This is a genomic window from Luteolibacter sp. AS25, from assembly GCF_046736275.1.
Lineage (GTDB): Bacteria > Verrucomicrobiota > Verrucomicrobiia > Verrucomicrobiales > Akkermansiaceae > Luteolibacter.
Window position 1 is genome coordinate 1,886,038 of the sequence record NZ_CP151837.1, and the last position, 21,389, is coordinate 1,907,426.

The window sequence follows — 21,389 nt, forward strand, 5'->3', positions numbered from 1 at the left end:
GTTCGGTTTCTTCATTGAATGTAATGGTGAATCGCTTGGCTTGCATACTCTCTAAGCTCTTCTGGAATATCTGTCCTCGAAATCACCGATTCAAGAGGAGGTAGGCAGCGATCCCTAAATTCGCCGATCAAGTGACCCACTCCATGGACGGCGGACTCAATTGTCGCTGGATGATCAGATTTTGCCAGCTGAGAAAGCAACTGTATCGATTGCTCGATGTGCGAAGGAATGCCAGAATATCGAAACGAATCGATACCACAGTCCATATCCCAAAGCATGTAACATGGCGCAAATATGCCCACACTCGAACCGTCGCCATGCAACCCATCATATGAGCTCGCCTTATAGGCGCGTATCACGGAAATCGGATACCCTGCAGATCTCATCGCCTGGGCATATTCATGCGTGACCTCGATCTCTTTTGATCTCCTCTCCGACGTGGCGCCTTCTCTCAAGCCACGCATGAACAAGAGATAAGCAACAAAGAGAGTCACCAACACAGCTGTGATCGAGATTAGTGCTATTTTGGTAAACCGGCGCATTTCTTTGGAGAACGTTATAGGAATTGCGGCGCCAGGGCAAAGCTCAAAATTGATCAGACGGCTTCCTCGGCGTCGCCATCTCCGCCTTGTTAGTCCTCTTCATTTTGTATCTTTCCTAGGAGCCTGTTGAATGTCTTCTTGTAACTTTCGAAGCCCTCGCGAACGGCATCTTCGGTAATATCGTCATCCTTTGGGTCATCGCCTCCATCAGGGAGATCCAAAGTTAGAGCAGAAAGGACTTCAAACACGGTTTTGGTATTATTCCGGCTTCTATCTGCGAGTCCTCTTCCCGCATGGGTCACGGAATAAGCCTTGCCGTCTTTGCGAATGAGGTCACGTGATTGTAATCTCCCCAGGCACCTCCGTAACTCCTTCTGCGTCGGTATCGCGTGATTAATTGCGTCTGCGGTTCCGATGATTGCGTCGAGCTTGGCAGGCGTCTTTTGCGACGCATACTCTACTGCAAGGAATATCCAAGCGGTTGTCGACCAACGGTTCATTTCTTGACTAACGTTAGAGCAATGGCGACCCGGGGAAAAGCCTGAATTTAATCAAACGGCGGGTTCGGGGTCGCCATCTGCGCCTTGTTCGTCCTCTTCATTCCGACTGACTAAGACGGCTCGACTCAACGGAACGTGCAAAGAATCCAGCCATCTGCCAAGAGCAAAGCCCGAGCCAGAAGCTGCGAAATGTGATCCCCAAATAAACGAACGATGATGCCATACGCCGAACCCATCCGATGGCGCGATCCAATCTCAAAGACCACTGCCCAAGCCGGAAGCCGAGAGCAGTGCCAAATTTCAGCGATTCGGAAATATCAAACCCAGCGCATAACTCTCAATTTCTCTGACGAACGTCATAGGAATGGCGCGCCGGGGTCGAGCCTAAAATTAATCAGACGGCTTACTCGGCGTCGCCATCTCCGACTTGTTCTACTTCTTCATCGATTGGAATGAATATCAGCTTCTCCTTCTCTGCAATGACGACGACTTCGCCAGGCTTGAATGCAACATTGAACAGTGTTGTCTCGGTGGCCAATGATGCTGTCTTGGCAACTTCATTATCCTCTATCGTCTTTTGCGATACGACGATGGTCAGGGTTCCCTTAATTCTGTAACCTTGGGGTGTCTTTTCAATACGCGCGCTGATCGACCTATCGAACGATTCATGCTCATCAATCTCATAGTCCACTTGCCCCTTATTAAGGCCTACCTTGGCGTGAGCCTTGCCATCGGATACGAATGTGATGGAAGGAAATGACTTCAACTCAGTTCCCTTCTGTCGTGCGAGCCCGCGCATTACGATCTGAAATTCTTCGTCCGAGATCGCGCCTGTAGAAATCGCAGGTTGGTCAAGCTCCGTATATGTCACGTACTTAGGACTAATTTTGAATTTTGTTGGTGCCGCGTGGAGACCTGCGCTGATTAAGAGCAGGCAAATGATGGTGATTGGTTTAGTCTTCATTTCTTTGTAGAACGTCATAGGAATGGCGCACCGGAGTCAACTCCCAATTTAATCAGACGGCTTCCTCGGCGTCGCCATCTCCGCCTTGTTCTGCCCATTCTTTGAAGAATTCAGGCAGGCGTTCCGATGATGGATGGTAGCTGCGCTGGAACGCTAAAAACGCATGAGGCTGGTCGCCTTTGCCGTGCCACATGGAATGCACAACGAAATAACACTTCATGTCCCACAGTCTGCCCGTAAATGCGGGCGTCTTATAGAACGCCTCGTAGCTCTTACTGAAGGTCGGATCTCCCAAATGACCAATCAGTTTGTGCGCTAACTCGCTGTGAACAGAATCAGCCTCCTCCTTCTGTAATGGACGAGAGTAGAGGGAAATCTTGGTAATAAAGCGCCGACCTCCGTGAGGCCCTCTATACTCGCTGGAGTGCTTCAAGCGAACATCGTCAAAGGTGGTCTTAAGAAGCGTATGTGACCCTGCCAGCTGAGTTTGCTCCAGTGTTCGTTCGCTGGTCGAATCCCAATCCAACGCGCCCTCCTCGAATGGTATACCGCCGGCAAAAAATGAATCCCCGGTGATCTCAGAATAGGCAGGAACCGGAGCTGTGGTAAGTCGCTCCACTTCATAATCAGTTTTGACGTTGATATAAGCACGATACCAATCGACTCCCATCTTACTCTGTTGCCACCGGTTTGCCCTGTGGATCTTGAATCTTATTAGGGCTCGACTGAAACGATTCATTTTTTTGCAGAACGTTAGAGGAATGGCGGCGCCGGTGGAAAGCTCCAAATTTAATCAGACGGCTTCCTCGGCGTCGCCATCTCCGCCTTGTTCTGCCTCTTTGGATTCAGTTGTAGATGGATTGTTCGTTGGCTTGAATCGTCTATCGTTACACTCTTCTCATGATAGTCTTCGCTGCCACTACGGCGAGGATTAACGTGAGAATGATGGTCTTCATGTATTTCTTGCCCAACGTTTGAGCAATGGCGGCGCCGGGGTGAAGCTCAAATTTAATCAGAAGGCTTCCTCGGCGTCGCCATCTCCGCCTTGTTCTCCGGTTTTTGTTTCTGTAGCGGGGAAAAGACGGCACTACTAATCCCCTCTTTGTTGGCAATTCGCAAGATCCTCTGCGTGTGCTTCATGGCGACCGAATTAGCTTGGAGTAAAAGCACGATTTGGGGTTCCTGTGCTGCAATGAGGCGGAAAACCACTGCGATCTGCTTATCGTCAAAGCTTACGCCATCAATCGAGAGATCTCCGTCGTCAGAGACGTCAATCGCCAACCTCGGCCTCCCTTCCAAATTTTCAGCTACCGGTGCTGCAACATCAGGATCAGTAAAATCTTGTTCCTGAGCTTGAATTACCGAGAAGCTCAGTATGCAAAATACTACTGTCGATCGAGGGAACATTTTCTTGGAGAACGTTAGAGGAGAGGTGTCGTCGGGCGGCGGCTCCGAACTTGATCAGAAAGCTTCATCGGCGTCACCTCCTCCGCCTTGTTATGCTTCTTCATTTGTAGATAAAAGTGTCTCGGTCAGGTGTGATGTGCCCCAGCCTAAAGGTTGGGGAGTCGGGCTCTAAGGATAGTAAATACTCACCTTGCTCCAATGGCATCAAATGGCCGTAATCACGATAAAACTCAGTCAGCTTAGCCTGAAAAACCTCAACCATCTTCGAACAATGAATCCCTGCATCAACATACTGAGACAACGGAGAACGCCCGTAAAGTGTCGTAAATCCCATCTTCTCACCAGCGCAGTAATAGACGACTTCGTTGATTACGCGCCCCGCCCAACGATCTTCGGTCGCATCTGTATGCGCCATAAACGAGCTGCGGAAATGGGTAAGCCATTCGTGAATCCCCTTCTGAACTTCTGGAACAATGGTAGCCTCCAGTCGGCCTGCACCATAGCTATTCAGAAATGGGCGCGAATAAAAGGTGTGAACTGCCAGTGCCAAAGGTTCAAAAAGTGGATGATCCCAGTCCTCACAATGCTCCGCAATACGATCGCACGCTGCCTTGGCTTTGTTCATCGCGGTTATCGAATAGCAGAACGACCACCAACGCCTGCGCTCGTCTATCGTGGGTTCTTCCATTTCTTGCATAACGTTAAAGGAATGGCGGCGCCGGTGAAAAGCTCGAATTTAATCAGACGGCTTCCTCGGCGTCGCCATCTCCGACTTGTTATGCTTCTTTAATTGGTTGAATCTGGATCGCTCTCACCGAAGGTCTCGATCGTGAAATCAATCTTATGCACGTCCAACCAGTTCCCCGGTCTGTCCTGCATAAATCTCAAATAATCTAAAACGGCATCCCTCTGAACAGTCGATAAGAGCGAATACTGCTGTCTCTTGAGTTCGCACCAATTGGTAAACTCAGCGATCATGTCGAACTTGTATTCGCCGTCGAGATCCGCGAGTAAGTAGGCGGGAATATGAAATCGCATCCCCTCCGCATCAAAGAAACTCAAACTACTGTAGCAGTTGTTGAGATCTTCAGGCGTGATTCGTGCCCAGTTCTCCTTCTCGTCACGCTCCCGAAGTTGCTGACGAACCTCAGCGCTCTCGTGATCGTCAACCCCTTGTGCTTCATAAAGGCCAACACCTCTGCCCAACGTGACTCCTTCAAACGCAGCGCATATTCTCGAACGCAAAGCACTGCTATCAGTCGCGCTTTTTGCCGATTCATCTGGCGGCGAAATCTTCATTTTCTTGCATAACGTCTAAGGAATGGCGGCGCCGGTGGCAACTCCCATTTCAATCAGACGGCTTCCGCGGCGTCGCCATCTCCGCCTTGTTAGCGTTCTTCATTTCTTGGATGGAGCGTGGCTATCCTCTTCAAGTTGCTGGGCTGTCTGCGGCGGATACTTGGCTTCGACTAGCTTCCTGAAGTCAGGAAACTCATCCACCTCAACAAACTTCGAATACAAAATGATTGACCCTCCTGCTGTTCGTTCGAGGCACTTGAGCAGGGCGTTGATGAGATCCTCGGTCACAAGCTGTCGATCTGCCTTGGTGAAATCCCACGTAATGTAGAGCTTCTTCTGTCCTGCTGCTGCCGACTCGCAATGTAGTGAAACACCAGCTCTCGAAGCAACATTGATGTCTCCTGCTGGCGAAGGCGTCTGTTGCTGCGGAATGTGTGGCTGGGTGATCGCGTCGAAAAACACCTCCGGAAAAGCACCGCTCGTCACGAAGGGAACCTCTCTCACCACCACGGATCCATCGACCATGGTCTCAATCGGTTGGTAGATGGTGGTCAGCACGTTCTCACTTCCTTTAGCGCTGAATAGCGTCGCTAATAGTAATGAAAGGAGGAGCGGAATGATCTTCATAGGTATTATTTCTTTCGCTAACGTTATAGGAATGGCGCGCGGGTGAAAAGCCCCAAATTTAATCAGACGGCGGGTTCGGCGTCGCCATCTCCGCCTTGTTAGGCTTTTTCTTTTGGTTCCATCGTGCTCGTATTGAACGGTCTAGTCTCGTCAGCGCTACACTCTTCTTCAAGAAAGTCTGATCCGTTGTCTGCTGGATTCGGGCGGGTAAAGTAGGGCAGAAATGACAGCAAACCGACCCATGCAAGACCGATGCCCGTGGACGCGATCATCCACGGAACTGAATCATCAACGTATAGCATGAACCTAGGGCTCTCATCGCTATCGTTGGTCAACTCTACGAGCCTTACATTGTGTGGCGCGTAAAGTCTCTCTGACGTGCTGAGAGCAAGGTCAGTTCCGGGTGGGAGTGAAAGTGCGCGATTGTAAACGTATGACGCAACGATCAGGCCGGTAACAATGCGGATGATCCAGTGGATTTTCATCGGGATTTTCTTTGCCTAACGTTAAAGGAATGGCGGCGCCGGTGGGAAGCCCCAATTTAATCAGAGAGCTTCCTCGGCGTCGCCATCTCCGCCTTGTTCGCCCGGTTTGGTTCTGACGGCTTGCATCCACGGAAAACGTCTCCTGAAATCTGTCCCCCAACCCGAGCCAGTGCTTCGGAACGGAAAAGTGCAAATTCATCTGACTGACCGCTGTGAATGCAGTTGGTTGAGCCATTGGTTGCGAACGATTCAGCGAGAATCAATCTGACTGACATAGGAATCCGCCCTCAACCAAAGCCGACTGGGAAAATCACTGTCCGGTTTTGTGGCGAACGCCATAGCAATGGCGGCGCCGGCTTGCACGTCCAAAATTGATCAGACGGCTTCCTCGGCGTCGCCATCTGCGGCTTGTTCTCCGTCTTCATTGTTTGGATTAGTCTAATTGTAGCCTGGATTTGGTTAGTTGTGCCTAGTTGATCGATGTCAGAACGAAACTGATCACGCCTCCACCAAGAACGAGTAGAACTAAGCCAACGTTGAGAAGGAAAGGAATCATGAAAGCACGCTCTCGCCGAATAAGGAATAGGCGGATTGAATACAAAACAGCTCCGAAGAATCCAAACATGGCTGCAATCTCAAAATATCCGTGAGTGTAGCGGAAAGTCTCTGGCGATGTCGCACCGACAAGATAGCCTATACCCACTGGCACGGTTGCTACCAGCGGCGGCAGTAGTATTTGAGCGGGTGCCCAATAGGTTTAGTCATGGGTTTTTCTATTGTATTGGAGAACGTTATAGGAATGGCGGCGCCGGGGTGAAGCTCAAAATTGATCAGACGGCTTCCTCGGCGTCGCCATCTCCGACTTGTTCTGCTTCTTTATTATTCCTGTCTTTGCGTCTCGCTAGATCTTCTGTTCGCTGGGAGCTACCTCTCGCACTAGTGGCGATTTGAGCTGAGCAGCTTGGCTAATTCACCACCCGTTTGCGGCGGAAGGCGGCACCAGCGAGGGAGATAGCAGCGAGCAAGGCGGATGATGGCTCCGGCACGCCTGCGAAGCCTACCTCCATGAACGTGAGTGAATTTCCTCCGGAAGAAGTGCCGCTGATCCTGACATATCTTCCGAGGGTATCAGTCACATCGAACGCTTCCGCAGCCACGGGGAAGGCGGAAGAAGCTCCGGCGGTGAAGGAACCCACTAGGGCGGAACTGGCGAAATCCGAGGTGTTGGAAATCCGGACCTCAAACGCGCCCAGTCGATTCGAGGCGCCGGATGTTGTGTTCCAAATGATCACATGGGAAAGCGTGACCACGCTCCCTAGGTCGAAGTCGAAAGTGCCACTGGCTTGACTGGCGACGTAGCCGTTGGCGACTGCGGTTCCCGCCTCGGTGGGATTGGTTGCAAGGTAGGTGACCAGATCCGTACCAGCGGTGTAGCTCCCGGAGAGTCCCGCGCGGTTGGTGAGGTTACTTATAGGGGTTGTGTTGAACGGGGAGGTGTTGGTCGCTATGGCGACTCCATGGAGAAGAACCGCCGCATGGGCACTGCCAAGACCAAGGACTAACAAGATGGAAGTAAGGGTAATTTTCACCAGCCGCGTATCAATCCTCCGCGTCATTCCGTCAAGGTTAAGAAGCTCGTATTATCCGACAGAGATGAATATTAGCGTCCATCTAGGGAGCGCCATAGTTGGTCAACTCGTAGCTGGAAATAGATAGGAGCCAAACACATAAAGCGGATTGCATCCAAAGGATGCGCCGTCGTCAAACGTGTCTTTTACTTTGCAGAACGTTAAAGGAATGGCGCGCCGGTGAAAAGCCCGAATTTAATCAGACGGACTCCTCGGCGTCGCCATCTCCGACTTGTTAGGCTCGTTTTTTGGCAGTTGTAACCCTTTTGCTTCGAGGATTGCCACAGTGGACTTTATATCTAAGCCCAAGCGAGTCCATTGGCCGTCAGGAAATACAACCCTTAATGAAAAGGACTTCAGATCTATAGTTGCGGTGAGAAGCTCGGATTCTCCGGCGAGACAACGGAATCCAATAGTCGGGAAATATGGAAACATTAGAATATCGCCACCTTTGTTGTTGATCGTTGCATTCAAGAATTCTGTAACCTTCTGCGCCTCGTCGATGCGCGCAGTCTCCAGAATCTTGAACTCACAGTTCAGGTGCTCCTCTACAAATAACTCATCGCTGCCATCGTCAAAAACATCGGGATGACGCTTACCTGGGTAATCTATTCTTGAAACTTCGATAACGGTCGTCTTCCGAAGCGCCACGCGAACATCATTCAAATATTCTTCCTGCGCCTCTTCGATTTTCTTGAGATAATTGTTCCCTGCTTCGTCCAGCGCGTTCGACGAAACAGTATCTTCTGCGCAAATCGATGCGATGAGGCTCAAGCCAATGATGGCGTGAAGGAACGAGGTCTTCATTTTATTGCCTAACGTTAAAGGAGAGCCGCGCCGGTGAAAAGATCCGAATTTAATCAGACGGCGGGTTCGGCGTCGGCTCCTCCGCCTTGTTCGCTTTTTTTGTATTTTGTTCGTCTTGGGATGGCGCGTAAATGTTCAGAGCAATCTTGATGCCCCGCTCTCCCAGTGCTGAAAGGGAACCTGCGGTGAAATCCAAACCTTCGTTGCTGCAATTCATGAAGAGGCCACAGAAAAGATCTACATGATATTGGCTGGCTAGCGACTCCCAGATTGCCATGTCGTCAGTCAGTCGTTCTAGGATCTCACGGATTTGACCGTTGATGTTCTCCGGCTGACAATCCTGCGTCTTCAATTGCCACATGCCGGACTTCAGAGTTCGCGTCTTCCCGGTCTTCTTACTAACGACCGTATCACCCTTTGCGCACGAATAGTCCGGAGTCGCACCAAGCAGGTCTGTGATGTCACTCGGAACAAGGTCGTCCCCGACGATTCGAAGCGCGATTGCAGACTGGTGTAAACATGCCATGGAAATTTCTTTAGCGAACGTCATAGGAATGGCACGCCGGTGTAAAGTTCAAATTTAATCAGACGGCTTCCTCGGCGTCGCCATCTCCGACTTGTTCGCGATCTTTTTGTTTGGTTGTTCCGAACTACCTGTGAAAAATGCTAAAGTCAAAAAGGTGGTGACGGGAAGAACGCACTGGATATCTGATTCGAAGTGTCGTAAGAAAATCGCATGAGTTCTCATAACCAGCCTAAACTCGCACGGCTAATGAGTTTCTTAGCGTTAGTCGCGTCGTTGCCGCTCATAGCCGGTGCCGAGGTTCCACCGACTCCAGCGGAATTATTTCGGAGCAACGCAGCAGAGGCGGTCATAATCCGGATACTAAGCGTTGTAAGTAGTAGGATGGGAATTACTCCCTTGGGTGAAGGTGACAAGAGCTTTGAGACGGTAGAAGCCACAGTGGTCGCGGTAGCTAGAACGGCGACCGGATTGGAAGCAGGCAATAAGATTGTCATTACTTACGTTCACGAACCTCTTGACGGTGATTCCAGCGATCCAACGCCGTTGCCTCGCCTTACTAAAGGGAACGAATATTCAGCGTGGCTCTCAGAATCTGAAAAGGGTAAGTTCGAGCCTGCTGCGCGAGGTTTTAGCTTCGCTAACGTTGAGTGAGGTGATGTGTCGCCAAAATGTAAGCTGGGAAGATCGATAATTTCTTCCGCGAACGTTATAGGAATGGCGGCGCCGGTGGAAAGCCCCAAATTTAATCAGACGGCTTCCTCGGCGTCGCCATCTCCGCCTTGTTCGGTTTCTTTATTGATTGCTTCGGTGGCGTATCGTGCACGCGACTGACCGTTCATCTCGGCACCGTTCCGCTTGCACCAAGATTGAAATTCGTTGAGATTGACATCAACACGAATTGCCCTAACGCCGTCCGAAGATAGTCGCAGGCTCATTCTATCAACCGCTGCTTTCCATTCGTTCCAGCTCCCAAAATTACTGTCGCTATCAGTCATCATAGCCACGAAATCTTCCCACTGGTGTTCTCTGACGAAAAATATTGCAGCGCGAACTTCGCCTGGCTGTCCGGTTATCATGTTCTCGTGTGTCACTGTAATGCCTTGTCTGTGCTTAGCATATTATTTGGAGAGCCTGCCATCACTATCTAAGCGTGTAGCAATGGAAATTCTAACCGAACGTTATAGGAATGGCGTCGCCGGTGGGAAGCCCCAAATTTAATCAGACGGCTTCCTCGGCGTCGCCATCTCCGCCTTGTTCGGCTTTCTTTGATATTTCGATTAGCCTGTCGTGCACCGAACTTTCTATGTTACAGCGGAATTCTGTACCCGATCTGATTAGGACAGCCTCTCCGCATCCTAGGCAAATAATAGCTTCATCTTGCCCATTCTTCCATCGGAAGTAGAAATCAGCGTGAAAGCCCCCGCACATGGATTCGCCTCCCCATGGTGTGTATGAAGCCGGAGCAGAGAGAAGCTCTCCAATCTCGTCTAGCTCCGCGCTTGATATCCAGTCGCCCGCACGAAATGCGTGTCCGTGGATAATCGATCGATTAGAAAATAGGAGCTTCTGCCAGAAATGAGATTCGTCGAAGAATTGATGCGGCAGACCTAGCTTGGATGCTTCCGGTGCACCTGTGGGAATATACGATTCAAGTCTGTCGAAATTAGTGACAGCTCCTCTCAAGTTCCAATGCGTAACAATGCCAATTCCTGGATAAGCTCGAAAAGCCAGTATTACGACAATCGCCGCGACTACGATTAGGATGATGCGCAACCTTCTCTTCATTTCATTGCCGAACGTCTAAGGAATGGCGGCGCCGGGGTCAACTTCCAAAATGATCAGACGGCTTCCTCGGCGTCGCCATCTCCGCCTTGTTCGCTTAGTAGTTAATTCGGACAATGATTGCGTCCCGATTATGAAGGAAGAGCATGAGAACTCCGTTGTTAATCTGCCCGCTGATGTATCTTCTGTGATAGCGTGGCTCGATGCCGCATGCACTCAAAGCGGATGACGCGATCGCTCCGACGTTCCCTCCGCCGTCACCCTCTCTGAACTCGAGTCGATCCACGAGTCTAGTCCGCGAGTTATCGGAGGTGAACTTGAATGATATGACGTTCTCGCCATCCCCTCTCTGATGGCGAACCTCTGAGTAGTCACTCCATGCACCACCGACGATCCCTATTAGGTAAAGTCTCGGGGAAATCCAAAGCCACCAGACGATGCAGATTACGATCAGAATCGGGATGCCGACGATGAAAAGTCTTTTGCGGCGGATCAGCATATTCTTGTAGCGAACGTTATAGGAATGGCGCGCCGGTGAAAAGCTTGAATCTAATCAGACGGCTTCCTCGGCGTCGCCATCTCCGACTTGTTCTGCTTCTTCGATTCATCTTACTAGTTTTGGTGGAGGTAGAGTCGATCTGCGAGCTTCTTGTAGGTGACATACTTTGTCGATGTTGGAATCACCTCGGTCGGAGCCGCTATCCATAAACCTGTTCTATGTTGATTCCACATGGCAGTAGTGATGAAGTAAGAACCAGGGTAATGGCGACGGACTTCTACGGGATTAAAGACTGCGAATGATGCGGGTAGCGTGTCCAACGGAATCGAAAGTTCCTCTGATGCACCGAGCCTCGCATCTAGGTCGTTAGCATCGTTCAATATCTTGGCGGGTGTCACGGCTTCAAGGGTCTCGCCAACTTCCCTTCTAACTCTGTCATTATTACTCTCGCAGCTACTCGCGAAAAGCAATGCGGCAAGTGCTGCAATCGATATCATGAAAGATCGCTTCATAGAGTCTTCATTTCTTGCAGAACGTCATAGAAATGGCGCGCCGGTGTAAAGCTCAAATTCAATCAGACGGCTTCCTCGGCGTCGCCATCTCCGACTTGTTCGCCCGGTTTTGGTTCTAACAGCCTGCCTCGACGGAAAACGTCTCCTGAAATCTGTCCCAACCCGAGGCCAATGCGTCGGAACGGAGCAGCGCAAATACATCTGCTAGACCACTGTGAATGCAGTTGGTTGAGCCGTTGGTTATGAACGATTCAGCGCGCATCAATCTGACAGACAGAGGAATCCGCCCTCAACCAAAGCCAACTTGGAAAAACACTGTCCGATTTTGTGGCGAACGTCATAGGAATGGAGCGCCGGTGTCAACGTCCAATTTAATCAGACGGCTTCCTCGGCGTCGCCATCTCCGACTTGTTCTGCTTCTTTTTGTTCTGTTCGGATGGTCTAGTTGTTCCATCTCACTTCTGAAATGCGGTGAAAGATCCGTAAAGCAAACAAGCCACGAACGACAGTAGAAAGACCAAAAATAAGTAGCACGATAGCCTTATTTCTTGTCGTGAAGTCCAATGTTGTTGTAGGTGACTGAAAACCCGCGCTCGTTCTGGGCTCCTATGTCTCTTCGGAACGGATGAAAAGGAAAAGTATAGGATCCAGAACATGTCTGGAATCATCTTGAACGCCTGAGAATATTCCCACCCGCTCGCCCACTCTGGTTGATCCCACCGCTTTGCAACTTTGCACCGTTCCTGTGTCATCGGAACCAACCACCCGGCTCCAAATGCGAATCCTAGGGCTCCGAAAATCCATAGAAGGCTTGCTATCATCTCATCTTAATTTTCTTGCAGAACGTTAAAGGAATGGCGGCGCCGGGGAAAAGCTCAAAATTGATCAGACGGCTTCCTCGGCGTCGCCATCTCCGCCTTGTTCGCCTTGTTGTTGCTCTTCGGTGTCCCACATTGACTTGTCTCTCCACGTAGCAAAGACGAACCACGGGACGCTGCCGGTATCGAGAGCCAATGCGATAAGTGCGATTGTGGACGGGGCTGTTCCTCCGAATCCCGTAACTGTCGCCAAGATAGCTAAGAAGGTTCCAACTCCAGGCAAGCCGGAAACGAACTTGTAGTCATCTATGTTGCCATGTCTTCGCTCCCAAAGCACCGGCCTCAAAAATGAAAGCCACGAATTGAGCACTGCAAAAGCCAAAGCGAGGAATGCGGCGATGATACTGATCGTGGCTAAAAACGGTTCGCTTTGTGCAAAGAGAGAAATGATCGCTAGCGCAAATGGTGAAAGTGCCAGTAGAACGCCGATGCCACGCTTAATGATCGATGTCTTGTATCTGCTCATTCGTGGGAGATATTTCTTTGGCGAACGTTATAGGAATGGCGGCGCCGGGGTGAAGCTCAAAATTGATCAGACGGCTTCCTCGGCGTCGCCATCTCCGACTTGTTATGCTCATTCATGGTTTGTTGGCGGAGACGGTGAGCGTGTAATCATCTGTTATCTCCTCTGTCACGGACTCAGCATATGGCACTGTAATCCTACCATTAAATGGGCGCGGCGTTGAACCTATTGGGTTCTCGATAGTCATCTCGTATTCGAGTGTAAAACCCGTCGCGGTTACGTTTCTAATTCTATATCGCTCTGCTCTCTTGCCTGAGCCTGATTCTCCCCAAAGCTTGCGTTCGCTTACGCCTTGGTCGGTATCTATAACACCGCCGCCTCCACTCGTTGTCGGCACATGTGCTACAGTCACAGATACCTTGGCAGTCTCATACCCTCCTCGAAGGATCGGCTCGCTGGAACTCTTGTCGCACGATACGCAGAGAGATGCGGTCAGGATCGCGACTGCAATATTAGGAATGGTCTTCATTTCTTTGCATAACGTTTAAGGAATGGCGCCGCCGGTGAAAAGCTAAAAATGGATCAGACGGCTTCCTCGGCGTCGCCATCTCCGCCTTGTTCTGCTTGTTGTTTTTTAGCTAGTTGAGAAGTCCGTCTGAGAATCCGAATCCAAGAATCTTACGGCTCGGAATGTAGAATATGGTCTTCGTGTATCCATCGAATGAATCAAGTAGTCGATAACGAATCTTACCCACGTCTTTGGAGTTAAACTGGGTGTCTCCGAATGAAAGGTGAACTTCGCCTTTGCTGAACGACTTCGAGAAAAATTGCGCATACAAGGGATCGCTATCAGTAACGCCATGCACCAGTAAAAGTCCGTCTGAGTAATCGGTCTTCCTTCCTGCTGTGAGTGCCCCAAGATCTGCGTCGAAGCTCCGACTTATCAGTTCGTCACGATTAAATCTGTCGCAGGATACGAGAAGAAAGCCGAGCAGAAGCAGTAGGATGGTCTTCATTTTATTGGAGAACGTTAGAGGAATGGCGCGCCGGGGGAAAGATCGAATTCAATCAGACGGCTTCCTCGGCGTCGCCATCTCCGACTTGTTCTGCTTATTCGTTGATTTAGTTGGTCTTGGTGGCTGTTCCTGAGCGAAGAGCTTCGAGTATCCGGGTGAGTCCTTGAACATCGGAAGCCCTATCCGAGAACAAAATGCTTTCAGCACGGCGAGATCAATTGAGTCTGAAACAGTGCCAGAACGGTGCTTGTAGTCGCTACACTGGAAGCAAATGTCGATCGACGCCGTGACCTTCCAATCTGCATCGTAGAACACGAATGCGTGATGCGAATAATAGCATAGAACTCCGCCGTTCGTGGAATCTGAATCCGTGCTTAGAATCTTGCGCAGCTCGTTCGTCTGATCTGCGTTGAGCCTCACAGTTGTGGCCTGAATAATGCCAGTGTTAAGGCTGCCATCGTCGAATGTGATTGAGCTGCCGCGGTCATCTCGAAATGGGGTGTAGCAATACGCTACAACATGCTCAAACGGCTTCTCTGGCCACAATTCTTTAGCAGGTTCGGCATGAGCGATACCAAAGAGAAAGGCTGTAACAAGAATCTTCATTTCTTCGCAGAACGCCATAGCAATGGCGGCGCCGGCTTGCACGTCCAAAATTGATCAGACGGCTTCCTCGGCGTCGCCATCTGCGGCTTGTTCTCCGTCTTCATTGTTTGGATTAGTCTAATTGTAGCCTGGATTTGGTTAGTTGTGCCTAGTTGATCGATGTCAGAACGAAACTGATCACGCCTCCACCAAGAACGAGTAGAACTAAGCCAACGTTGAGAAGGAAAGGAATCATGAAAGCACGCTCTCGCCGAATAAGGAATAGGCGGATTGAATACAAAACAGCTCCGAAGAATCCAAACATGGCTGCAATCTCAAAATATCCGTGAGTGTAGCGGAAAGTCTCTGGCGATGTCGCACCGACAAGATAGCCTATACCCACTGGCACGGTTGCTACCAGCGGCGGCAGTAGTATTTGAGCGGGTGCCCAATAGGTTTAGTCATGGGTTTTTCTATTGTATTGGAGAACGTCAGAGGAATGGCGCGCCGGTGTAAAGCTCAAAATTGATCAGACGGCTTCCTCGGCGTCGCCATCTCCGACTTGTTGGGGTGGAATAGCGAACGAATCTAGATCTCCGTGAAGCTCTAAGTGACAGGTGCTCAAGCCAATGCTACAGAAAGCTCGCAAATTCCGCGTGTTCAAGTCCAAAAGCCAAGTATGCCTAATCTTGTGTGCCATGCAAGAGAACTGAAAGGCGCGAAACAATCTGACTGACAGGAGAATCGGAACTCAACCCAGTTTCTCTTAAACTCTGCAACAAGCACGCGAAGCCCAACGTTATAGGAATGGCGCGCCGGTGTGAAGCCTCGAATTTAATCAGACGGCTTCCTCGGCGTCGCCATCTCCGCCTTGTTAGGCTTTATATTCGTTGTTAATTGGCTGAGATATTCCCGCATCTCCTGCGAATACTGATCGTTGCGAACCCGAATAACGTTCCCTTCATTGGATGAGGAATAGCTGACAAGTAATACTGGGAATCTTGCTTTGAAACTCGCTAGATCTTCGTTCGAAATCCGTTCTTTGGTGGTAACGACCTTCGATCCTCGATTCAGCAGAAGGATTGGATAAGCGATGATCACATTGGCAAGTAGTATCGCCATCACGAATGAGCACCAGCGTATCCATGTCTTCTTGATCGATGAAATCGCGATTACCGCAGCGATAAATCCTACCACCGCGATCCATGGGATATAGGGGATCGCTGCTGATCCTGGAAGTTCGAGTTGCTGCGCGAATCGCCCCTGTATCGCTGCGAATGTGCTCCCGTTCATCAGGATCGCAAAACCAAAGAGTAGGGCGAGTGCAATCATGTTGCCGAGCTTAGCACTGTGGACGCGAATCGCGGAATCTTCATTTCTCTGCCTAACGTCATAGGAATGGCGCGCCGGTGAAAAGCTCCAATTTAATCAGACGGCTTCCTCGGCGTCGCCATCTCCGACTTGTTCTGCTTGTTGTTGATTGTCTGATATGAGCTCGACCTTGTGTCCGTCTGGGTCGATTGCTACTGCACGGCGACCCCATGGCGAATCGCTTGGCATGGAGGCTATTGAGTGCCCCGCAGATTCTAGCATCGCAACGCTGTCATCGCACCGATCTACCCTAAATCCAATTCGTGTGCCTATTGTGGGAGGAAACTTCGCTGTCGCTGGATAAATCTCAAAAACGGAATCCCCGCAACTGGACGCGTAATGCTCCGGCGAATTGCCATGGCGGTGCTTCTCAAATTCAAGCCCGATTAACCGATAAAACTCCGAGGATGCCTCAATATCACGGCTCCGAATGACAGTTAGATTAAGTCTGGCTGGCATGTTTGGTTTTCTTGCAGAACGTCATAGGAATGGCGCGCCGGTGTAAAGCTCAAAATTAATCAGACGGCTTCCTCGGCGTCGCCATCTCCGACTTGTTATGCTTTTACGATTAGATATGTTCCTGCTCCGATCATAAGTACTCCTGCCGTTTTGCGCATACACTTCTTAGTGTGCCGCCTCTCTAATCGAGAAACAATGCTATGTGCTGCGAATGCATAGACGAGCTTTACGCCTCCTACGACAAGAATCGTAATCGTCACGATTATAGCAATAGTTGCTACTGTGAGACTCGCCATATCAACGAATGCCGGGAACAAACTGGCATAGAACAAAATCGCTTTCACGTCTCCGAGGGTCAATACCAGCCCTGACGCAAAGCTTGTAAGCAATGTCGATCCACGACAGCAATCTGACTGTAGTAATACCTGCTGATTGGAACGTATGAGCCCGACTCCTAGCCATATTAGATATGCTCCGCCGATATACTTAAATATGGCAAAGAATGCTCCCATCGCTTCTGCCAAAAAGCTCATACCGAATATCGCCATAGTCACGAAAACGAGATCGCCAACGACGATCCCGCTAGCAACAGCTGAACCATTCTTGACACCATGGGTCGCCGACCTCGTGATGACAAGCGCGACACTAGCGCTTGGTATTGCGGCAAGCGCGGCCATTACTAAGCTAAGTGTGAGAGCTGCGAGTAACGTCATTTTCTTTGCATAACGTTATAGGAATGGCGCTCCGGTGAGAAGCCCGAATTTAATCAGACGGCTGGTTCGGAGTCGCCATCTCCGCCTTGTTCGCTTTGTTTTTGTATTGGTTCTGGTGAGTATGAGAGCGGCTAAGCTGCAAAAAAACTGTGGATCTCCCCGCCATAATCTGTGTAAAGAACGCCCCAAAATGCCAATCCCGAAAGTAAGGAGAGAACAAATCCCGAGCCAAATTGAAGCGGGCGTCCTCTAAACAACATGACCAGAAGGCAGATCGTCGGAGTGACCACGCTCAGGACTATTCCGAGAAATATCATTAGCATGCCACTAATTTGAGCATCTCGCATGTTGTAGCCCAGTCGGCATATGTAGAAAGCAACGAGCAAGAGAACTGGCATCGCGCAGAATAGCAGTGCTATGGTCTTCTTCATTTCTTTAGCGAACGTTATAGGAATGGCGGCGCCGGTGTGAAGCCCAAAATTAATCAGACGGCTTCCTCGGCGTCGCCATCTCCGCCTTGTTCTCCTTGTTTGATTCATTGGGTTCAGGAGCGGTTCCGCCCTGAATTCTCCACGAATTGAAAATCTTCTTCATCTCCTCTGCGGAATGAATCATCACATCCACTTTATCGCTAAGTGTCGATTCACTGGGTAAATCTTTGTGCGCTCCCCAAAGCGCCATCTCAAGCTCGGTAATTCCACTCCCAATCATGCTTGCCAATTCGGATTCCGGAAGTCCAGGAGTGTCTTTTGTTGTTCGTGTTACAAATAACATCAATCTGCCGGAGTAAAATCTTCTAAGACTTTTCATCTGCGCCTTAGAGTCGGCTTCGATGTATTCGTCAATCTCCCGCTTCGTGTCTTCGGTAGCATTAGTTCCGTTATTCAACAACGTTCGGTATTGCTTTAGAGTCGTTACGAATGTTTCCCATCTTTCGAGGCCTAAGTTCTCGGTTGCTTCTGCCTCCCCGCGGGTCTCAACGGCGAAGACGAAAATACACAGGACTGCTACGAGGCATCTCAAGCTACTTCTTGTCTTCATTTCTTTGGAGAACGTTAAAGGAATGGCGCTCCGGAGAAAAGCTCGAATTTAATCAGACGGCTGGTTCGGAGTCGCCATCTCCGCCTTGTTCTCCTTCTTTGTTTGTTACATCCCGAGGAAGTCGAATTGGAAGTTAGTGCTACGCGGCCAGATCTTGAGCATGACGTATCCAACCGAAAGAACCACGCCGGTAAACGGGACGAGAAACATTAGCTGGATTGGATTCTTACGAGAACCAAGGTCGTATAAATAAGCACCAATGCCTAGCGGAACAATTACTGCCAGAACCGACCAGACAACGCGATCAACATGAGACGGAAAATCGTCTGGATGCCGTGACATACAGTGAATCACGGTATATAGTCGATAGATGTAGAGCGCGAAAGTGCAGATTGCTGCGACGCCCGAGAGGAACCGCATTGTTTCGAGGCTAACGCCTAACATCTGTTCAAACATTGGCGTGGTGTTTTTGTTTAGTCTTCATTTCTTTGGAGAACGATATAGTATAGGCGGCGCCGGGGGAAAGCTCCAATTTGTTCAGGCGGATTCCTCGGCGTCGCCTACTACGCCTTGTTAGCGAAGCGGCAATTCTGACGGCTCCAAACTACGGAACGCCCAACACCCAATCCGAGCCGATACATACGACCGGAACCCAAGCACCCTACCCCAGCCAATGCAGGAGAACGCTACGGCGCAAATCCATCTGACTGACCACATCCTTCGCCGGAAGAACCGCAAGCCCGCCAACTCCACGGCTCTTCATTTTTCTAATCCAAAAGCGCCGCCAACGTGCGATGCCAAACCCGAGAACGGAAAGGCGCAAATTCATCTACCAGACATAAGAATCCGCGCTCCAATAGCTTCTGATTTTTACTCGCTAACGTCATAGTAGAGCCGCGCCGGGGTAAAGCTGAAAAAAGATCAGACGGCGGGTTCGGCGTCGGCTCCTACGCCTTGTTCGATTTCTTCAATTCTTCGCAGGATTGGTGGACGGTTGAGATGTGGGCACTGGCTGTGATACTGGGACTGGTCTTGGGATTGGCCGTTTGGGGCTGGTTAAGTATGGAGTCACGATTCGCGCTGAAAAAATCAGGAAGAATCCTGCGATCATCAGTCTATTCCTCCAATGGTGAAGTGTTCGAACCTTCTTGCCTAATGAGTCCAATAAAGGATCAGCGGACTTGGCGCGACTTCTGTCAGCCTGTGCATCCTTTGCAACCGCCTCAACGGATAATCCTTCTCGTAGTCGATACTGAATCGGATCCGCTGCCATCCTGCGCAAAGCCTCCTCAGTCACCTTCGCATCCCCAAGCGCCAGATTCTTCTCGTAACTGATACCTAGAAAATTAAAAAGACACTCCATACGTCTCAGCCCGCAAAGAAATGCGACGGCAAAGCAGATAATCGCAACCGGCTCCAATGCCGCGAAAATTGAATCAATACATCTCGGAATGAAGCTCTGGACGGAATACGCGAACATCGCACCGATCGCTCCCGTGATGAAATATTCGAATTTCTGCTCGGCCGCTTGCGTGGCTTGATAGAGAGTGTTCGCGGTATCGTGGTGAGACATATTTTTTCTTTATCGAACGTCGAGATGTGGCGACGGCGTTAGCCGTTGCCACGATCGGCTGGTTCTCACCAGCTCGCCTGTTGGTTTTGATTGTTTTCGAGTGTCTTTTTGGAAGATTCATTCTTCTTTTATTTGTCGAATTTTGTTCTAACTCCACCGAACTAGACCGATTATTGCTGATACTGCGTAGAAGAATTGAAGTGTCAGGAACGCCCACCTTCTGTCGATAACCGCCCAGCCAGCAAAAAGTAAGGCTGAAATCAATAGGAGTGTAAAACCAAGTAATTCACTTCCAGTGTTTGAGGCAATTAGCAGTGCATATAGAATAGCTAACGATGATCCGGTTACCTCGAAGAGTGTGATTAGTTTTTGCTTTTTCTCTTTCATGGTCAAATGGTCATCTGGCTTTGCTAGTTTCTTAATTTCTTTCTGAGAACGGCAAAGGAATGGCGCGCCGGTGTAAAGCCCCAATTTAATCAGACGGCTTCCTCGGCGTCGCCATCTCCGCCTTGTTCTGCTTGTTTTTGTATTATCGAGGTGGTCATATCAATGGCTCCAGACGACGTAAAGCACCTCGTCGTCCCCCTTGTCATTGAATGCGACGAGCGCAAATCTCCCAGTCCCAACTTCGTAGCTTACCAAATCGTCAGAATAATCTGAGAAGTTGGAAGGCCACTTCATGAAACCATCACTAAACTTGTCTTGAATCTTATCGGGCAAAGAGAATGTCCGGACATAGGGCGATCGCTTGAGAAACTCCCGAACCTCTTCAGGATCACAAGCAATTCGCGCCCAATACTGACTGCTCGTCCCAATGACCTGTGTCTCGGAGTCGATGATTGTGCCATAGCCAACTAATGAAAGCGCCTTCGCCTCTCTGTTCGGTCTTAGCAAAAAGACGATGCCGACAAGTATAACGACTGCCAAAGCCACCTTCGCTAGGATACGCGTGGAATGACGTTGTGTCATTGGCGAGAAGTGGTCTTCATTTCTTTGCAGAACGTCATAGCAATGGCGCGCCGGGGTAAAGCTCAAATTTGATCAGACGGCTTCCTCGGCGTCGCCATCTGCGCCTTGTTCGCTTTTATGAATTCGCGCGCTACCTTCTCGACGACATCTTTAGGGTTGGCTCCGTGAAGCTCGGGGTAAGCAAATGGATAATTCTTGGCTGATGCGAGGTCTGCAAGGCCGTCGTCTAGCTCATACCATTCCATCAAATTAGACGGGTAATTGTTCGTGTGGCAAAGCGTGGCCAGCTTAGCCACAATCGGCCTGTAATCGCTATCAGGATCTAGAATACTCTGAACCAGGTAAGTCGTATACTGACCTAGTGCCTCAGACCTCGTAGGTTCAGAAACTCCGAGCTCTCTCTTCGCCTTCTCAAAATACTCCTGCAGCTCGAAGGATGACACTCCTTCGTCGAATCCCGCCAGCACCGCCAGAGCTTCAGATTCGTTGCCAGCGAGCAGCTCATCTATCGCCCACGAAACAAAGTCGTTCGTTCCAGCGCAGTCTAGCGCACTCATCGCCAGAATCACTGCGGTGGGAGTCTTCATTTTCTTAGCGAACGTTATAGGAATGGCGCGCCGGGGTGAAGCTTAAATTTAATCAGACGGCTTCCTCGGCGTCGCCATCTCCGGCTTGTTCAGCACTTTGTCAGCCCCGACCTGTTCTGACAACTTCGAATCATGGAATTCACATAACCCGAGCAC

General features: G+C 50.1%; 30 protein-coding genes. All 30 read right to left on the minus strand.

Features of this window, described 5'->3' with window-relative positions; genetic code table 11:
- Positions 1-11 precede the first annotated feature (11 nt).
- Positions 12-542: a hypothetical protein gene (locus tag AAGA79_RS08630; RefSeq protein ID WP_411825391.1), complete on the minus strand. Its 531-nt coding sequence runs from the start codon at positions 540-542 to the stop codon at positions 12-14.
- A gap of 89 nt (positions 543-631) precedes the next feature.
- The gene (locus tag AAGA79_RS08635; protein WP_411825392.1) at positions 632-1,042 is read right to left on the minus strand and encodes a hypothetical protein; all 411 of its coding nucleotides are present in this window, start codon (positions 1,040-1,042) and stop codon (positions 632-634) included.
- A gap of 403 nt (positions 1,043-1,445) precedes the next feature.
- The gene (locus AAGA79_RS08640) at positions 1,446-2,006 is read right to left on the minus strand and encodes a hypothetical protein (RefSeq protein WP_411825393.1); all 561 of its coding nucleotides are present in this window, start codon (positions 2,004-2,006) and stop codon (positions 1,446-1,448) included.
- Positions 2,007-2,058: 52 nt separating this feature from the next.
- The gene (locus AAGA79_RS08645; protein ID WP_411825394.1) at positions 2,059-2,745 is read right to left on the minus strand and encodes a hypothetical protein; all 687 of its coding nucleotides are present in this window, start codon (positions 2,743-2,745) and stop codon (positions 2,059-2,061) included.
- Between the two features lie 269 nt (positions 2,746-3,014).
- Positions 3,015-3,413 carry an ExbD/TolR family protein gene (locus tag AAGA79_RS08650; protein ID WP_411825395.1) on the minus strand — a complete coding sequence of 133 codons (399 nt, stop codon included), beginning with the start codon at positions 3,411-3,413 and terminating at the stop codon, positions 3,015-3,017.
- Between the two features lie 100 nt (positions 3,414-3,513).
- Positions 3,514-4,110 carry a hypothetical protein gene (locus tag AAGA79_RS08655; RefSeq protein WP_411825396.1) on the minus strand — a complete coding sequence of 199 codons (597 nt, stop codon included), beginning with the start codon at positions 4,108-4,110 and terminating at the stop codon, positions 3,514-3,516.
- 89 nt (positions 4,111-4,199) lie between these two features.
- Positions 4,200-4,712, minus strand: a complete 513-nt coding sequence (locus AAGA79_RS08660) for a DUF6714 family protein (protein WP_411825397.1) — start codon at positions 4,710-4,712, stop codon at positions 4,200-4,202.
- Positions 4,713-4,811: 99 nt separating this feature from the next.
- Positions 4,812-5,339 (minus strand): hypothetical protein, encoded by a 528-nt coding sequence (locus tag AAGA79_RS08665; RefSeq protein ID WP_411825398.1) that lies wholly within the window; start codon positions 5,337-5,339, stop codon positions 4,812-4,814.
- Positions 5,340-5,437: 98 nt separating this feature from the next.
- A complete protein-coding gene (locus AAGA79_RS08670; RefSeq protein ID WP_411825399.1) occupies positions 5,438-5,824 on the minus strand; it encodes a hypothetical protein in 387 nt (128 codons plus the stop codon).
- Positions 5,825-5,880: 56 nt separating this feature from the next.
- Entirely contained in the window at positions 5,881-6,099 is a 219-nt protein-coding gene (locus tag AAGA79_RS08675) for a hypothetical protein (RefSeq protein WP_411825400.1), read from the minus strand.
- Between the two features lie 690 nt (positions 6,100-6,789).
- Positions 6,790-7,440, minus strand: coding sequence for a PEP-CTERM sorting domain-containing protein (locus AAGA79_RS08680; RefSeq protein WP_411825401.1), 651 nt, complete (start codon positions 7,438-7,440; stop codon positions 6,790-6,792).
- A 207-nt stretch (positions 7,441-7,647) separates the two neighbouring features.
- Entirely contained in the window at positions 7,648-8,259 is a 612-nt protein-coding gene (locus tag AAGA79_RS08685) for a hypothetical protein (protein ID WP_411825402.1), read from the minus strand.
- Between the two features lie 49 nt (positions 8,260-8,308).
- Positions 8,309-8,785: a DUF4279 domain-containing protein gene (locus AAGA79_RS08690; protein WP_411825403.1), complete on the minus strand. Its 477-nt coding sequence runs from the start codon at positions 8,783-8,785 to the stop codon at positions 8,309-8,311.
- 746 nt (positions 8,786-9,531) lie between these two features.
- The gene (locus AAGA79_RS08695; protein WP_411825404.1) at positions 9,532-9,861 is read right to left on the minus strand and encodes a hypothetical protein; all 330 of its coding nucleotides are present in this window, start codon (positions 9,859-9,861) and stop codon (positions 9,532-9,534) included.
- A gap of 142 nt (positions 9,862-10,003) precedes the next feature.
- Positions 10,004-10,570 (minus strand): hypothetical protein, encoded by a 567-nt coding sequence (locus AAGA79_RS08700; RefSeq protein WP_411825405.1) that lies wholly within the window; start codon positions 10,568-10,570, stop codon positions 10,004-10,006.
- 94 nt (positions 10,571-10,664) lie between these two features.
- Positions 10,665-11,066 (minus strand): hypothetical protein, encoded by a 402-nt coding sequence (locus AAGA79_RS08705; protein WP_411825406.1) that lies wholly within the window; start codon positions 11,064-11,066, stop codon positions 10,665-10,667.
- 113 nt (positions 11,067-11,179) lie between these two features.
- The gene (locus AAGA79_RS08710; protein WP_411825407.1) at positions 11,180-11,578 is read right to left on the minus strand and encodes a hypothetical protein; all 399 of its coding nucleotides are present in this window, start codon (positions 11,576-11,578) and stop codon (positions 11,180-11,182) included.
- An 885-nt stretch (positions 11,579-12,463) separates the two neighbouring features.
- Positions 12,464-12,922, minus strand: coding sequence for a hypothetical protein (locus AAGA79_RS08715; RefSeq protein WP_411825408.1), 459 nt, complete (start codon positions 12,920-12,922; stop codon positions 12,464-12,466).
- Between the two features lie 112 nt (positions 12,923-13,034).
- Positions 13,035-13,448, minus strand: coding sequence for a hypothetical protein (locus AAGA79_RS08720; protein WP_411825409.1), 414 nt, complete (start codon positions 13,446-13,448; stop codon positions 13,035-13,037).
- A gap of 109 nt (positions 13,449-13,557) precedes the next feature.
- Positions 13,558-13,935: a hypothetical protein gene (locus tag AAGA79_RS08725; RefSeq protein WP_411825410.1), complete on the minus strand. Its 378-nt coding sequence runs from the start codon at positions 13,933-13,935 to the stop codon at positions 13,558-13,560.
- A 48-nt stretch (positions 13,936-13,983) separates the two neighbouring features.
- Entirely contained in the window at positions 13,984-14,541 is a 558-nt protein-coding gene (locus tag AAGA79_RS08730; protein WP_411825411.1) for a hypothetical protein, read from the minus strand.
- Between the two features lie 813 nt (positions 14,542-15,354).
- Positions 15,355-15,852 carry a hypothetical protein gene (locus AAGA79_RS08735; protein WP_411825412.1) on the minus strand — a complete coding sequence of 166 codons (498 nt, stop codon included), beginning with the start codon at positions 15,850-15,852 and terminating at the stop codon, positions 15,355-15,357.
- A 96-nt stretch (positions 15,853-15,948) separates the two neighbouring features.
- The gene (locus AAGA79_RS08740) at positions 15,949-16,350 is read right to left on the minus strand and encodes a VOC family protein (protein WP_411825413.1); all 402 of its coding nucleotides are present in this window, start codon (positions 16,348-16,350) and stop codon (positions 15,949-15,951) included.
- Between the two features lie 95 nt (positions 16,351-16,445).
- Positions 16,446-17,063 (minus strand): LysE family translocator, encoded by a 618-nt coding sequence (locus AAGA79_RS08745; RefSeq protein WP_411825414.1) that lies wholly within the window; start codon positions 17,061-17,063, stop codon positions 16,446-16,448.
- Positions 17,064-17,194: 131 nt separating this feature from the next.
- Positions 17,195-17,494, minus strand: a complete 300-nt coding sequence (locus AAGA79_RS08750; RefSeq protein WP_411825415.1) for a hypothetical protein — start codon at positions 17,492-17,494, stop codon at positions 17,195-17,197.
- Between the two features lie 49 nt (positions 17,495-17,543).
- Positions 17,544-18,104 carry a hypothetical protein gene (locus AAGA79_RS08755; protein WP_411825416.1) on the minus strand — a complete coding sequence of 187 codons (561 nt, stop codon included), beginning with the start codon at positions 18,102-18,104 and terminating at the stop codon, positions 17,544-17,546.
- Positions 18,105-18,209: 105 nt separating this feature from the next.
- A complete protein-coding gene (locus tag AAGA79_RS08760) occupies positions 18,210-18,524 on the minus strand; it encodes a hypothetical protein (protein WP_411825417.1) in 315 nt (104 codons plus the stop codon).
- Positions 18,525-19,071: 547 nt separating this feature from the next.
- Positions 19,072-19,677 carry a hypothetical protein gene (locus AAGA79_RS08765; RefSeq protein ID WP_411825418.1) on the minus strand — a complete coding sequence of 202 codons (606 nt, stop codon included), beginning with the start codon at positions 19,675-19,677 and terminating at the stop codon, positions 19,072-19,074.
- A 546-nt stretch (positions 19,678-20,223) separates the two neighbouring features.
- Entirely contained in the window at positions 20,224-20,646 is a 423-nt protein-coding gene (locus AAGA79_RS08770) for a hypothetical protein (protein ID WP_411825419.1), read from the minus strand.
- Between the two features lie 62 nt (positions 20,647-20,708).
- Positions 20,709-21,233, minus strand: coding sequence for a hypothetical protein (locus AAGA79_RS08775; RefSeq protein WP_411825420.1), 525 nt, complete (start codon positions 21,231-21,233; stop codon positions 20,709-20,711).
- Positions 21,234-21,389: the final 156 nt, after the last annotated feature.